Raw genomic sequence first — 13,958 nt, 5'->3', positions numbered from 1 at the left:
GGGGCCTGTGTGCACCGCCACGAACGTCGAACACTTTATCGGGAGTTGACCGGTGCCCTGCACACTGCCCGGCCCTGGCCAGGCATTTCGCGGCCGGCGGGGTGTCGGCGGGCTGTCGGGGTTGTGGCCGGGGCGTCGGGGATATGTCGGTGGGCGCTGGGAGCGTGGTCTCGCGTTGCCCACAGGGGCAGCCGCCTTCATCCACTGGGGAGTTCATATGATGTCATCCACCTCTTCCGCCCCACCCTGGAAGGTCCGTCGGCTGCCCGCCGCCGATGGCCGGGTCTTCCTGGTCACCGGCGGCAACGCCGGCATCGGGTACTTCGCCGCGGAGCAGCTGTCGGCGACCGGGGCCACCGTCGTGCTCGGCTGCCGGGACCTCGCCAGGGCCGAGGTCGCCACGGCCTCGATCCGGGCGCGGGTCCCCGGCGCGCGGGTGCGGACCGTACGCCTGGACCTCGCCGACCTCTCCTCGCTCGATGCGGCCGTGGAGTCGCTGGGCGAGCGCCACCTCGACGCGGTGGTCCACAACGCCGGCGTCGCGCTCGACGCCTCACGGCGGCAGGTCACCGGGGACGGTCACGAGCTCATGTTCGGGACGAACCACCTCGGGCACTTCGCCTTGACCAGGTCGCTGATGCCGCTCCTGTCGGCCGCGCCGGCGGCCCGCGTCGTGACCGTGGGCAGCTTCGCGGCGAAGTCCGAACGGCTCGATCTGGACGACCTGCAGTCCCGCAGGGACTACCGGCCCAAGCGTGCCTACGGACGCTCCAAGCTGGCACAGATGTACTTCGGCTTCGAGCTGGAGCGCCGCCTGCGTGCTGCCGGCAGCACCGTGGCGAGCGTGGTGGTCCATCCCGGTGGTGCGCTGGACTCCCTCACCCCGTCGCGGCCACCGTTCCACGTGCGTACCGCCGGCGCCCGGTGGGGTGCGGCGCCGGCGGCCGTCCTCCTCCAGGGCAAGCACGCGGGCGCGTGGCCCGTGGTCCGGGCGGTGCTGGACCCTGCCGTGCGCGGAGGTGAGCTGTGGGGGCCGCGGGTGTTCGGCCTGCGGGGTGAGCCCCGGCGCGAGCCGGTGTGGAACCACCTCGCCGAGCCGTCCGTCGCGGCCCGGTTGTGGGACGCGAGCTGCGGCCTGACCGGTGCCGGCCTCAACGCCACCGGGTGGGGGGCCGTCCGGTGAGCTCGCCGGGTCCGCCGGGAGCGCGGCGGTACGGCTCCGTTCCGCACGCCGTCGTACAGCGGACGTCACGCCGGACGGCGGCAGGCAGGGCCGCGGGCGGCGGCACGAGCCGGTGCTCGCGGCCGGTGGCGCCGGCGCGGGTGTTGCCGTACAGGGTGACCTCGCCGTCCGACCAGCAGACGAACAGGTCGTCCTGCCGGCCGTTCATTCCGTACTCGCCGAGGGCGATGACACGGGCGTGGGTCCAGGTGGAACCCGATGCGACGGTCTGCTCGTTGTCCAGGTGTCCGGAGCCGAGGTCGGGGAAGACGCTGACCCGTCCATCGGCCCATACCGCGAGCAGGTCGTGTCGGGGGGTGGTTCCGTTGCCGTTGCCGTCGAGGTCTCCGCCGGTGATGAGGCGCGCCGTCTTCCAGCGGGCGTTCGGCGCGGCGAGCTGCCGCTCGGCGTGCAGACCGTTGCCGTCGATGTCGACGTACTCGGTCACTTCTCCGTCGTTCCAGCGCACGACGAGGTCGTCGGGCCACCGGTTGCCGGCGTACTTGCCGGTGGCGAAGCCTCGGGCGTACTTCCATACGGAGTGGGGTGCGGCGAGCGTGATCTCGCCGGGAAGGTGCTGGTCCAGTGCCGTGGGGAGGCGGGTGCGCTCGCTGATGTCCGGGTAGAGGGTGACCTCGCCGTCGACCCACTTGACCAGGAGGTCGTACGCGTTGGTGCCGGCGTAGTCGCCGGCGGTGATGACGTCGGCGTAGTCCCTCCACATGGCGTTCGGCACGGCCAGCTGCGTTTCGCAGGGTTCGGCGGGCCTGCAGCCCGTGTGGAATCCGAGGTTCTGGTCTCCGGGGTAGAGGGTCACCTCGCCGTCGTCCCACGTGACGACGAGGTCCGAGTCACCGGACCGCTGGGAGGCGGTGTGGAAGGTCCCTGACGCGGCGCCCTTGGCATGCCTCCAGAGTGCCGCAGTGCCCATGCCCGTGTCTGCGCCGGGGCTGTCCGGCGGGGATCCGTTCACCGCCTGGCGGTAGAGGCGGACGATGTCGGCGTCGAACTGGGAGGAGTAGGAGACATCGGCGCTCGTCCCGCCCGTCTTCCAGCCACCGATGACGCCGATCACTTCGCCGCGCGTACCGTTGAAGTTCCGCAGGAAGGGGCCACCGGACACGCCGTCGGAGTAGCCCTTGCAGGCGATCCGCAGGAACCGGCCCGCGAAGGCGCTCGTGTGCGTGGACGGGCACACGAGGGGGGCTTTGGACGCGCCGGGGAACCCGAGCAGGCTCACGTTCTTCTGGCCGAGCTGCCCGGCCGTGAGCGTCGCGAGGGTGTTCCCCGTGCCGGTGGCGTTCTCCAGGAACCGTCCCTTCGCGTTGGGGCCGGACTTCAGGAAATGCGAAGTCGAGGTCGTCTCCCTTCACCGGGCCTTGCGACAGGTAGCGGCCGTCGATCCAGATCTTGCCCTTTTCGATCGGGAAGGCACCGTAGGGGGCGATGCCACGGGTTGCCGGGTGCGCCGGGTCGGGCTTCCAGCCCGGGGCGAACGCGAGGTGCTTGAAGCGGTGGTTGCCGCTGAGGCAGTGCGCGGCCGTCAGCACGAGCGACTTGACCGGCGACGAGACGACGCTCGCGGAACAGAACTGGTCGCGGCGGCCGGGATCCGGCCGGGGGACGCCGCCGTCGTCGATGAGCAGCACGCCCACGGTGGCCACCCCCTTGTCCGCGAGATGCGACCGCGCGACGGCGGTCACCGCGTTCCCCTCCCCGGGGCCGGCCCCGGAGGCCCTGCCGGCGCCCATCGGGACGGCCTTGGCGATGCGCTCGGGCGTCCAGTACGCCTCCGCCTCCTTGGCCGCCGCGATCTGCGCGGGCGTCGCTCTTGCCCCGCCGCCATCGGAAGGGGGCGCGGCAACGGCCCGGGGAGACACGGTCGGCGTTGCTTCCGCCGCGCCGCACACGAGAACCACCGCTGTGCACGCTCCGACGCCCAGCGATCGGAGCGGGAGTCTCGCCCGCACTCACTCAGCCCCTTGGTAGGACAGTCCGCCTTCACCTCACATGAACCCAAACCGGCGGACGAATGAGCGGCAGTGGGGTCGATCCGACCGCCGAGATGCACCCTTTTGGCCCTGCGCCGCCGGCCCCCGCCCCGGGCCGGCTTCGCCGCTGTCGGCGAGCTGCTGGAGCGCGCTGAAGCGCGGCAGTGGGCCGAGCCCGATCCGGCTGACTGCGCCCCGGCGACGGTGTCGGCCTGTTGTCGGCGGTGGGGGTGGGCTGTCGGCGGGCTGTCGGTGGACGGCGGGACATTGGAACCCGTTGGTGCCGGTCGGCAAATGGAACCGAACCGGCCATGACCTGTTCGTTCTCCTCCGTCCACGTCCCAGAAGGAAACCCCATGACCACCCACGTCACGATCATCGGCGCCGGACTCGGCGGCCTCACGCTCGCCCGTGTCCTTCACGTCCACGGCATACCCGCCACCGTCTACGAGGCGGACCCCTCCCCCACCGCACGTACGCAGGGCGGGCTACTCGACATCCACGAAGACGACGGGCAGCTCGCCCTCGCGGCAGCCGGTCTGCTGGACGAGTTCCGTGGCCTGATCCTGGAGGGCCGCCAGGCCATGCGGATCCTCGACCCGGACGGGACGGTCCTGTTCGACAAGGCCGACGACGGCACGGGCGGCCGCCCCGAGGTGCAGCGCGGTGAGCTGCGGCAGCTCCTGCTCGACTCGCTGCCGGCCGGCACCGTCCGGTGGGGCCGGAAGGTCGGCGGTGTCCGCCCACTCGGCGAAGGCCGCCACGAGGTGGCCTTCGCGGACGGCGGCACCGTCGTCACGGACCTGCTGGTCGGCGCCGACGGCGCGTGGTCGCGGGTACGGCCGCTGCTCTCCGCCGCCACACCCCGGTACGTCGGCAAGTCCGTCGTGGAGACCTACCTGTTCGATGCGGACACCCGGCACCCCGCCACGGCGAAGGCGGTCGGCGGCGGTTCGATGATCGCCACCACTCCGGACCAGGAGATCTTCGCCCACCGGGAACGGGGCGACACCCTGCACGCCTACGTGGGTCTGTCCGCGTCATCGGACTGGTTCGCGGCCATCGATTTCACCGATGCCGCCGCGGCCACCGCGCGCATCGCGCGGGAGTTCGACGGCTGGGCGCCGGAGCTCCTCGCCCTGATCACGGACGGCGACGGCACACCGGTCGTACGTTCCCTGCACGCCCTGCCGACGGGGCACCGGTGGGACCGGGTACCGGGGGTGACCCTGCTCGGCGACGCCGCGCACCTCGCGCCCCCCAACGGCGAGGGCGCCAATCTGGCCATGCTGGACGGCGCCGAACTCGGCAAGGCCCTGGCCGCGCATCCCGCCGACGTCGAGGCCGCGCTCGCGGAGTACGAGGAGGCCATGTTCGCGCGCGGCACCGGGTCCGGTGCTTTCGACGGCGCCGATGGCCTTGACGGCGCCGGCCCCGATGCGCCGCACGCACTCCACGACCTGATCGCCGCGGTCATGCGACACGAACAGTCGCAATGACGGTGGCCGTGCGTAGGGTCGTGGCATGACGCCGATCACGATCATCTCCGGGGATGCCACCAGTCCGCAGGCCAAGGGGCCGAAAATCATCGCCCATGTCTGCAACGACCTCGGCGGCTGGGGAAAGGGCTTCGTCCTGGCCATATCCAGACGCTGGCCCGAGCCGGAAGCGGACTACCGTGCCTGGCACCGCGCCCGCGCCGACAACGACTTCGGCCTCGGAGCGGTCCGGCTGGTCCAGGTCCGGCCGGATACCTGGGTCGCCAACATGGTCGCGCAGCGCGGCATCCGTACGGGCAGCTCAGGGGTGCCGATACGCTACGACGCCCTGGAGCGGTGCCTGACCGCACTGGCCGGCCACGCGCTCGAACTGGGCGCCTCCGTACACATGCCCCGCATCGGCTGCGGGCTGGCCGGCGGCAAGTGGTCCCGCGTTGAGCCGCTGATCAGCGGGGCACTGTGCACGAAGGACGTGGCCGTCACGGTGTACGACCACTGAATACGGAATCGTTGTCAGCCCGGGGATGCGGTACCACCGCATCCCCGGGTCAGCGGGGCGAGAGGAGGCAGAACTCGTTGCCCTCCGGGTCGGCCAGAATCGTCCAGGAGATGGCGGACTGGTCGATACCGGGGTCGCCGGCGCCCAGGGCACGCAGCCGGGCTTCCTCTGCTGCCAGGTCGTCACCGCGGTAGGGGCTGACGTCGAGGTGGACGCGGTTCCACCCGCTCTTGGTGTCGGGCGTGCGCAGGAACTCCAGGTAGGGGCCGACGCCCTTGGCGGAACGCATGGTCGCCTGGTCGTCGGTGACCTCGTGCACCGTCCAGTCCATCGCCTCGCCCCAGAACCGGGCCATCTCTCGCGGGTCGGTGCAGTCGACCACCACCGCGGCGATCGGCCCGGTGTCCCGGTAGATCGGACGGGGCTCCAGGACGCAGAACTCGTTGCCCTCCGGGTCGGCCATGACCGTCCAGGGGACGTCGCCCTGACCCACGTCGGCGAGCGTCGCGCCGAGATCCTTCAGACGTGCGACCAACTCCGCCTGATGGGCCGTCGAGGTGGTGGCGAGATCGACGTGCACCCGGTTCTTCACCGTTTTGGGTTCCGGGCGGGCGATGATGTCGATACAGACGGCCACGGGGTCGGGGTAGGCGAAGCCCACGGGTTCGAGGTTGGTCACCCCGGGTCCCTCGCTGTCGATACCCCAGCCGAGTGCCTCTGCCCAGAACCGGCCGAGCGCGGAGTCGTCCAGGGCCTTCATATTGATCTGCACAAGTCGTGTTGCCATACCGGAGATTCTAGAACTCGCCGCAGGCCGGTCCGCCGACGGAACGCGCACAGGACGCCGTTGGCCGGGCCCGCGACCCTCGCCCGCACCCTCGGCATCGCCCCGTCGTAATGTCGGGCCGGTCGAGTTGAGTGGCCGAGATCAGCAACCAGTCCACCGGGTACTGCCCGGACGTCACCTCCTGGGCGGAGGTCGCCCGCGCTCTTGACGCTCTAGGAATCCGGCGGCCATCCGGCTTCACCCACGAGGTGGTGTTCCGACGGTGCCCCGACTGCCAGGAGCACAACATCGTCCGCGAGGACGACTTCGTCTGCGGCACGGTATACCGGAGCCCCTCCGGGCCTCGCCGGTGTACCCGTACGGATGTGGCATCCTGCGGAGACTCCGGCGGGCCGGCCGCCGGTGGCGGAAAGGATTCCCCGTGACCCGCAGCGCGCTCCTGGTCGGAGCCACCGGACTGGTAGGCGGACAACTGCTGGCGCGGCTGCTGCGCGACCCGCGCTACGACCGCGTCACCGTGCTGGCCCGCCGCCCGCTCGGCCTCGAACACCCGCGGCTGGACGCCCGGGTGGTGGACTTCGCCAAGCTCGGGGCCGACGACCTGCCGGCCGGGCCGGGCGGGACGGACGTGTACGGCGCACTCGGCACCACCATCCGGCAGGCCGGCTCGCAGGAGGCGTTCCGCGAGGTGGACCAGCACCACACCGTGCGGGTGGCCGAGCTGGCCCGGGACGCGGGCGCCGAGCGGATCGCCGTGGTCTCCTCGGTCGGTGCCGGATCCGGCTCCCGGGCCTTCTACCTGCGGGTCAAGGGGGACATGGAGGCGGAGGTGACGGCCCTGGGCTACCCGCAGACCGAGTTCTTCCGGCCCTCCTTCATCCTCGGCGACCGCCCTTCGCGCCGCCGGGGCGAGGGGCTCGGCAGCTCCGCCGCGAGCCTGCTGGCCCCGCTGCTGGCCGGGCCTGCCCGCCCCTACCGGCCGGTGCCCGCGGGCAGGCTGGCCGCGGCGATGATCGCCGCACTGGCCGAGGACCGGCCCGGAGTCCGGGTCCGTACCTACGACGACTTCCTGGCCCTCGCCCCGGAGCCGGCCGCGGCCGGCCCGGCGTAACCGGGGCCGCCCCGTCGCCGCCCGGGCGTAACCGGGGCGGTCCGGCGTAACCGGGGCCGTGCGGCGCTCGTTGGGGAGGCCGGTGGCCGGCAGTAGGGACCCGGCCTCGGTGAGCGGAGGCGGTGCGCCGTGCAGGCTGGCGGACTGGTCGATCTGACCGGCAGGTCGTGCCTGGTCACGGGCGCAGCCAGCGGCATCGGACGGGCCACCGCGGCCCTCTTCTCCCGGCTCGGTGCCCGGGTCACCGCCGCCGACCTGGACACGGCGGGGCTGACCGCGCTGCGCCGCGACTGCGCCGATCGTGGCGACGCGTACGACGTGACCGTGGTGACCGGGGACGTCTCCCGGCCCGAGGACGCCGAGCGGATGACCGGCACCGCGGTGACGGCGGGCGGCGGGCTGGACGTGCTGGTCGCCAACGCCGGGATCCTGCCGCTGTCGGACCTGCTCGAAACCAGCGCCGAGGACTGGGACCGGGTCATGGCCGTCGACGGCCGCGGGATGTTCCTCACCTGCAAGTACGCCATCGCACAGATGGCCGGGCAGGAGACCGGCGGGTCCGTCGTGTGCGTCTCCTCGATCTCAGGGGTGGCCGGCCAGGCCCGCCAAGCCGCCTACGGGCCCGCCAAGTTCGTCGCCTCCGGGCTCACCAAGCACCTCGCGGTGGAGTGGGCGGGGCGCGGCATCAGGGTCAACGCCGTCGCCCCCGGCACCATCCGCACCGAACGCGTCCAGCGCCTCGTGGACGAGCCCGGCGGCTCCGAGTACCTCCACCACATCTCTGCTCTCCACCCGCTCGGCCGCCTCGGCGAGCCCGAAGAGGTGGCCCGCGCCATCGCCTTCCTCGCCTCCGACGCCGCCTCCTTCATCACCGGCACCATCCTCCCCGTCGACGGCGGCTACCTGGCGCAATAGCCCAGCTCTGCGCGGGTGGTGTGGGCGACCGGAGCAGAGGGCGGTCGCAGCATCGGCCGGAGTGCCGGTCATGTCACCCGATGTGGTACCCGCCCCCTCGGCTTGGGCTCAGGATTCCTCGGCCGCGGTGTCAGCGGAGGGCACGGCCGCCCTTCTCCTGCGGAGCACCACCACCCCGCACGCCGCGAGGAGGAGGACGGCCACGGCGGACACCCCGAGGGCCGTCTGTTCGGCGAAGAGCCTTCGCAGCAGTTCGAGCACGCCGAGCCCCGCGGTCGCGTAGATCAGCGCCCAGGCCGCTCCGCCCAGGAACAGGGCGGGGAGGTAGCGCGGCAATGGCATGCGCATGCTGCCCGCGAGGAAGTTGGCGGCGGTCTGGAGGCCGACGGTCAGGAAGGAGACGGCCACCACCGGCGCACCCCACCGCTGGATCGCCCGCTCGGCGCGCTGGAACTTCGCCGAGGAGATCCGCCCGGCGAACCTGCTGCGCCGGGCACCGGCGCCGGCGAGCCACCCGACGGCGAACGTCCCTCCGGCGCGGAGCAGGACGATGGCGTACAGGGCTCCGGCCGTGAGCACGACCCTATCCACGACGTCTCCTCCCAAGCTCCGGGCCGCAACCCGTGGCACCCGTCACGCGGTGGCCACCTGCGGCCCCGAACTCCGAACCTGCACGTCCACACGGCAGGCAAGGTAAGCCTAACCGAACGCGCATGCGGGGGTACAGGACACCGGGGCTACCGGCGCCGCTACCCCGCCAGGACGGGAAGCGAGGCCAGGCCTCGGACGAGACGGGTGCGCCGCCACTCCAGCCGGTCGGGCGGTACGGCGAGGCGGATTCCGGGGAACCGGGTCAGCACCCCCCGCAGGGCGATCTCCATCTCGGCCATGGCCAGGGGGGCGCCGACACAGCGGTGGATGCCGTGACCGAACGCGAGATGAGCGGCCGCGTCCCGGTCCAGGTCGAGGTGGTCCGGCGCCGGGAACCGGGCCGGGTCGCGGTTGGCCGCCCCCAGCCCGACCAGGACCGGGACACCGGCCGGGATCTCGGTGCCGCCGAGCGTGACGGCCTGCGTGGTGAAGCGGAAGGTGGCCGTGCTCACCGCCGAGTCGAAGCGGAGCAGTTCGTCCAGTGCGGCGGGGACCTCGTCCGGATGCCGGCGGAGGCGGTCCGCAGCGGCCGGGTGCAGGAGCAGCGCCAGGAGGGCGTTACCGAGGGCGTTGGTGGTGGTCTCGTGTCCGGCCACGAGCAACAGCACGGCCAGGGACACCAGTTCGTCCTCGCTCAGGCGGTCCTCCCCGTCCCGGGCCGAGATGAGCCGGTCCAGGAGCGAGCTGCCGGGGTTCCGGCGCTTGGCTGCGATGAGGTCCGTCATGTAGCCGGCCATCGCGTGTGAGGCCGCGTCGATGACATCGGGGTCTCCCGCCGCGAACAGGTCCGCGGACCAGCGCCGGACCGCGGACCGGTCGGCCTGCGGTACGCCGAGCAGCTGGCAGATCACGATGACCGGCAGCGGCACCGCCAGGCGGGCCACGAAGTCGAGGGGTTCGCCGACGGGCCACTGGTCCAGCAGCTCGGCGGTGACCCGGGCGATGAAGGGGCGCAGTTCCTTGACGGCCCCGGTCGTGAACGCCTTGGTCACCAGCTTCCGCAGCCGGGTGTGCGCGGGCGGGTCGCTGGCCAGCATGGTGTGGGCCACCGCCGGGTGCAGGCGGCGTCGCGACTGCTTGCCCGCGAAGAAGGCCCCCGTGTCCTTCGAGAGGCGGGGGTCGGCCAGGGCCTCCCGGGCCTCCGCATAGCCGGTGACCAGGTAGTTGGCACGACCTCCGGGACCGGCGGGCACGGACTGCACCGGGCATGCGGAGCGCGTGGCCGCATACGTCGCATAGGGGTCCGGGAGGGGGCGGGGATCCTGCGCCGACCCGGTCATGGCCTGAGGCTCCGACTGACCTCGCCCCTGGTGCTGAACGGTCTCAGCGCCGACACCCCCTCCGTACGACCAGCCCCGCCGTTTCACAAAATAGCCGGTCCGAGCACTCTGACGAGCAACTGACCGTGATACCCGTGCCCCTCGCGGCGGGCGACCACGCCGGCAGCGCTGGACCGGCGCTGCCGGCGTGTCCGGTACGGCCTACCGTCTGCCGGCGGCCTGACGGCCCGGCATCACTTCAGGTGCCGGGTGAAGAACTGGGCCGCCTCGTCCCCCGCGAACCGCGGGACGCCGGTGTGGCCGCCCATATTGGCGTAGAGGGACTTCTCCTTGGAGCCGAAGGCGTCGAACAGGTCCAGGGCCGCCTGCCGGTCGTTCGCTTCGTCGTCCCACTGCAGCAGGACGTGCAGCGGAATGGTGACCTTTCGGGCTTCCCCGACAATGGCGCGAGGCACGAAACTCCCGGCGAAGAGTCCGGCCGCGACGATGCGCGGCTCGACCACCGCGAGGCGAACGCCGATGGAGATCACTCCCCCCGAGTACCCGACCGGGCCGCCGATCCCGGGCAGCGCCAGGAGGGCGTCCAGGGCGGCCTGCCATTCCGGGACCGCCTTGTCGACCAGCGGGAGGACGAGGGCGTCGATGATCTCGTCGGTGACCGGCTCGCCGGCCCCCATGGCCCGGCGGAGCTCGGCGCGGGCCTGCTCGGCGGCGTCCCAACGGGGCCTGTCGCCGCTTCCGGGGAGCTCGATGGTGGCCGCGGCGAACCCGTCGGCCACGGCCTGACGGGCCCGGGCCACCAGCCGGGGGTACATCGTGGGAAGTCCGAGCGGGGGGTGGCCGAGCAGGATCAGCGGAACCGGTGCGGACGCGGCTGCGGATGCGGGCGTCCACAGGATGCCGGGGATCTCGCCGAGGGTGAATGCGCGTTCCAGGACGTTGCCGTCGAGGCGCTGTTCAGAAGTGAAGTGCATGGTCGTGCCTTTCGGGAGTGCTCATGAACGGCGCTCCCGGACGACCTATCGCCCGACCGTGACCCCGGAGGAGAGCACCCATGTCGATACTGCGTTCACGGGTACCACCTCCTCGTTCTCCTGCACGGCCTCCGGAAATCTAGCAGTGGTCGCAGTGGCCCGCCCAACGGTTTTCCGCAGGGGACGGAGGACTGCCCTCAGGGACATGTACGGACGCCTGCGGCGTGCCTGGCGTCGAAGGCGGCCGCTATGTCCGGGAGGAGGAGGGCCCGTCCCGCCGCCGGCGATGGGCCTCACCCGGTTCGCGTGGGGGCGGCGAGGGCATAGCGTGTGCCCGGATCAAGATCGTCCAAACCGAGGAGAGCGATGAACACCCTGACGCCGGTATCGCTGGTCACGGGCGCCAACCGGGGAATCGGCCAGGAGGCGGCGCGTCAGCTCGCCGCGCTCGGCCACACCGTCCTGCTGTGCGCGCGCCGTCTGGAGGATGCCGAACGGGCCGCCGCCAGCCTGGCCCCCGACGTGACCGGCGAGCTCCTGCCCCACCAGCTGGACGTGACCGACGACGAGGGCGTTCGTGCCCTCGCCCGCAGCGTGGAGGCGCGGTTCGAGCGCCTCGACGTCCTGATCAACAACGCCGCCATCAACTACGACACCTCCCAGCGCGCCGTCTCCGTCGGCCTCGACGACGTCGCCCGCACCCTGGAGACCAACCTCTTCGGTGCCTGGCGGACCGCCCAGGCGTTCCTGCCGCTGTTGCGGCGTTCGCCGCACCCCCGCGTGGTGAACGTCTCCAGCGAGTCGGGGTCCCTGGAGAACATGTCGGGCGGAACCCCCGCCTACGGGGTCTCGAAGGCGGCCCTCAATGCCCTCACCCGCAAGTTCGCCGACGAAGTGCGCGCCGAGGGGATCCTGGTCAACGCCGTCTGTCCGGGCTGGGTCGCCACCGACATGGGCGGCCCGGGCGGCGGACCCGTCGAACAGGGTGCCGCCGGCATCGTCTGGGCCGCCACCCTGCCCGACTCCGGGCCCACCGGCGGCTTCTTCCGCGACGGGAAGCCGCTGCCCTGGTAGGCACCCTTCGGCGACGCGTTCGCCCCGGGCCGGATCTGGGACCTCCTGCAGGCCCCGCCGCCAAGGGCGCCTGGATCGCCCAGGGAACCGTCCACCTCGTCCAGAGCCTCGTCCTCCTCGCCGCGTCCGCGGCGAGGATCTCCCTGTTCGTCCCGGGCGCACGCAGGCACGCGGACGGCATCGTCCTCGCCGTACTTCCCGCGTCCCTCGCCATCACGCTGATCGGCACGGTTCCGGCCACCGCCCCGGCCGATCTCCACCGCTGGCTGGACCTCGTCCTGACCCAGACCCACATCGTCTCCGGCACCGTCTGGCTCGGAGGCCTCGCCCTGCTCGTCAAGGTCCTGCTCGTCCTCGGTCTCATCGCGGCCGGCACCTTCAGCCAGTTCTGGCTCATGCCCCGCATCGCCCGGGCCCGCCGCGCCGACGACATCAGCTCCCGGCGCCGCTTCTGGGGCGAAGTCGCCCTCGGGGTCGCGGTCCTGGCCGTCGTACCGTTCATCACCGGCTCCGCCCGTGCCGAGGCCGGCAGTGCTAAGGCCGTCGCGTCCGGCAGCCTCTTCGCCGCCGGAGCGGCCATGGCCCTCGCTCGCCGGCGGTCCGGACAGCCGCCTGACCGCCGTTCACGCGGACGCGTCGGCGGAAGCGCGGGCGGGTGGCTCCCCGTCCGGGTCCGCCGGGAGTTCGCGTGCCGAACGCAGCGGTGACAGGAGCAGGGGAAGGACGGCCAGGAGCTCGCCGACGGCTCCGATCCACATCGCCGGGCGGGCGCCGAGCCACTGGCCCAGGGCACCTCCCACGAGCGCTCCGACCGGCATCGAACCCCAGACCACGAAGCGGACGGTCGCGGTCATCCGCCCCAGGAGCGGTTCGGGGCACAGGCGTTGCCGGAAGGCCACCGAGGTGATCTTGAAGGTCATGAAGGCCGTCCAGCCCAGCCCCTGGAGGGCCACGGCGACGGCGAAGCGCCAATCGCTCCGGTAGAAGGGCACGGCCAGCAGCCACAGGACCCCGCTGACCATCACGGAGGCGCACATCGCCCGCCCCTGGCCGAACGTGGCCGCGATGCGCAGGGTGAGCAGGCTGCCGAGGAGCCCGCCGACGGCTTCGGCCGTGAACACCGCCCCGCACAGCAGCGGGGAGAGTCCCAGGTCGCCCGCGAGCAGCACCAGCAGCATGGAAGCCCCGATCGTGCCGCACAGGTTGGAGATCGCGGAGGCCGTGGTGAGGGCCCGCAGGGTGCGGTTGCCGAAGACGAAGCGCAGCCCCTCGGAGATCTCGGCCCTCAGGCCCTTCTCCGGCCGCGCCGGACCCTGCGGGTGTGGCTCGGCGCGGCGGACGCGGGAGAGGAGCAGCGCCGACAGGAGGTAGCTGACGGCGTCGGCGGCCAGGGCCGCGGGCGCGGTCAGCGCGGCCGTGAGGGCCCCGCCCAGGCCCGGGCCGGCGGCCTGGGTGAGGTTGCGGGTGGCCTCCAGCCGGGCGTTGGCGCCGGTGAGGCGGTCGCGGTCCACGAGGTGCGGGAGCATGCTCTGGGCCGCCACGTCGAAGAAGACCGTGCACACCGACATCCCGAAGGCGACGGCGTACAGCTGGGGAAGCGTCAGTGCGCCCAGCCAGGCCGCGAGGGGCACGGACAGCAGCAGTGCGGCGCGGACGAGGTCACCCGCGACCATCACGGGGCGGCGGCGCATCCGGTCCGCCCAGGCGCCGGCGGGCAGGCCGATGAGCAGGAAGGCCAGGTACTCGGCGGTGACGAGGAGGCCCGCCTCGAAGGGGGTGGCGTGCAGGGTGCCGATCGCGACGAGGGGCAGCGCGAGGAGGGTCACGGCGGATCCGGCCTGGCTGACGGTGTCGGCGGCCCAGACCCTGCGGAAATCGGCGTCGGGGTGCGGGCCGGTGCGTCTGCGGCGACTGGTGGGGCGGGTGCGGTGGTTGTTCATGACGGCGAAGATCGT

General features: G+C 72.5%; 12 protein-coding genes and 1 pseudogene. 7 read left to right on the top strand and 6 right to left on the bottom strand.

What is annotated here, in order from left to right:
* Window positions 1-220 precede the first annotated feature (220 nt).
* A complete protein-coding gene (locus tag AB0F18_RS08090) occupies window positions 221-1,183 on the top strand; it encodes an SDR family NAD(P)-dependent oxidoreductase (protein WP_362056197.1) in 963 nt (320 codons plus the stop codon).
* On the opposite strand, the gene AB0F18_RS08085 is transcribed toward AB0F18_RS08090, so the two are convergent.
* A complete protein-coding gene (locus tag AB0F18_RS08085) occupies window positions 1,152-2,462 on the bottom strand; it encodes a hypothetical protein (RefSeq protein ID WP_362056195.1) in 1,311 nt (436 codons plus the stop codon). The genes AB0F18_RS08090 and AB0F18_RS08085 overlap by 32 nt on opposite strands.
* Window positions 2,463-3,569: 1,107 nt before the next feature.
* On the opposite strand from AB0F18_RS08085, the gene AB0F18_RS08080 reads away from it, so the two are divergent.
* Window positions 3,570-4,712 carry an NAD(P)/FAD-dependent oxidoreductase gene (locus AB0F18_RS08080; protein ID WP_362056193.1) on the top strand — a complete coding sequence of 381 codons (1,143 nt, stop codon included), beginning with the start codon at window positions 3,570-3,572 and terminating at the stop codon, window positions 4,710-4,712.
* 25 nt (window positions 4,713-4,737) lie between these two features.
* Window positions 4,738-5,211, top strand: a complete 474-nt coding sequence (locus AB0F18_RS08075) for a macro domain-containing protein (RefSeq protein ID WP_362056191.1) — start codon at window positions 4,738-4,740, stop codon at window positions 5,209-5,211.
* Window positions 5,212-5,260: 49 nt separating this feature from the next.
* Here the strand turns inward: AB0F18_RS08075 and AB0F18_RS08070 are convergent, their stop codons facing one another.
* The gene (locus AB0F18_RS08070; protein WP_362056189.1) at window positions 5,261-5,998 is read right to left on the bottom strand and encodes a VOC family protein; all 738 of its coding nucleotides are present in this window, start codon (window positions 5,996-5,998) and stop codon (window positions 5,261-5,263) included.
* A gap of 131 nt (window positions 5,999-6,129) precedes the next feature.
* On the opposite strand from AB0F18_RS08070, the pseudogene AB0F18_RS08065 reads away from it, so the two are divergent.
* From AB0F18_RS08065 to AB0F18_RS08055, 3 genes and pseudogenes are all read left to right on the top strand, one after another.
* A pseudogene (locus AB0F18_RS08065) lies at window positions 6,130-6,423 on the top strand (hypothetical protein); the annotation flags it as partial.
* Window positions 6,420-7,109, top strand: a complete 690-nt coding sequence (locus AB0F18_RS08060) for an NAD(P)H-binding protein (protein ID WP_362056187.1) — start codon at window positions 6,420-6,422, stop codon at window positions 7,107-7,109. The pseudogene AB0F18_RS08065 and the gene AB0F18_RS08060, both read left to right, overlap by 4 nt.
* Window positions 7,110-7,238: 129 nt before the next feature.
* A complete protein-coding gene (locus AB0F18_RS08055) occupies window positions 7,239-8,024 on the top strand; it encodes an SDR family NAD(P)-dependent oxidoreductase (RefSeq protein ID WP_362056185.1) in 786 nt (261 codons plus the stop codon).
* A 108-nt stretch (window positions 8,025-8,132) separates the two neighbouring features.
* Here the strand turns inward: AB0F18_RS08055 and AB0F18_RS08050 are convergent, their stop codons facing one another.
* From AB0F18_RS08050 to AB0F18_RS08040, 3 genes are all read right to left on the bottom strand, one after another.
* The gene (locus AB0F18_RS08050) at window positions 8,133-8,615 is read right to left on the bottom strand and encodes a VTT domain-containing protein (protein WP_362056183.1); all 483 of its coding nucleotides are present in this window, start codon (window positions 8,613-8,615) and stop codon (window positions 8,133-8,135) included.
* 158 nt (window positions 8,616-8,773) lie between these two features.
* Entirely contained in the window at window positions 8,774-9,955 is a 1,182-nt protein-coding gene (locus tag AB0F18_RS08045) for a cytochrome P450 (protein ID WP_362056181.1), read from the bottom strand.
* Between the two features lie 233 nt (window positions 9,956-10,188).
* Window positions 10,189-10,929, bottom strand: a complete 741-nt coding sequence (locus tag AB0F18_RS08040; RefSeq protein WP_362056179.1) for an alpha/beta hydrolase — start codon at window positions 10,927-10,929, stop codon at window positions 10,189-10,191.
* Between the two features lie 366 nt (window positions 10,930-11,295).
* On the opposite strand from AB0F18_RS08040, the gene AB0F18_RS08035 reads away from it, so the two are divergent.
* A complete protein-coding gene (locus tag AB0F18_RS08035; protein ID WP_362056177.1) occupies window positions 11,296-12,003 on the top strand; it encodes an SDR family oxidoreductase in 708 nt (235 codons plus the stop codon).
* Between the two features lie 623 nt (window positions 12,004-12,626).
* Here AB0F18_RS08035 and AB0F18_RS08030 read toward each other — a convergent pair.
* Window positions 12,627-13,943, bottom strand: a complete 1,317-nt coding sequence (locus AB0F18_RS08030; protein WP_362056175.1) for an MFS transporter — start codon at window positions 13,941-13,943, stop codon at window positions 12,627-12,629.
* Between the last annotated feature and the right edge of the window lie 15 nt (window positions 13,944-13,958).

The sequence above is a fragment of the Streptomyces sp. NPDC029216 genome, assembly GCF_040648015.1.
GTDB lineage: Bacteria > Actinomycetota > Actinomycetes > Streptomycetales > Streptomycetaceae > Streptomyces.
The sequence above is the reverse complement of the archived record's forward strand: the minus strand, read 5'-3'. Positions and strand labels throughout refer to the sequence as shown.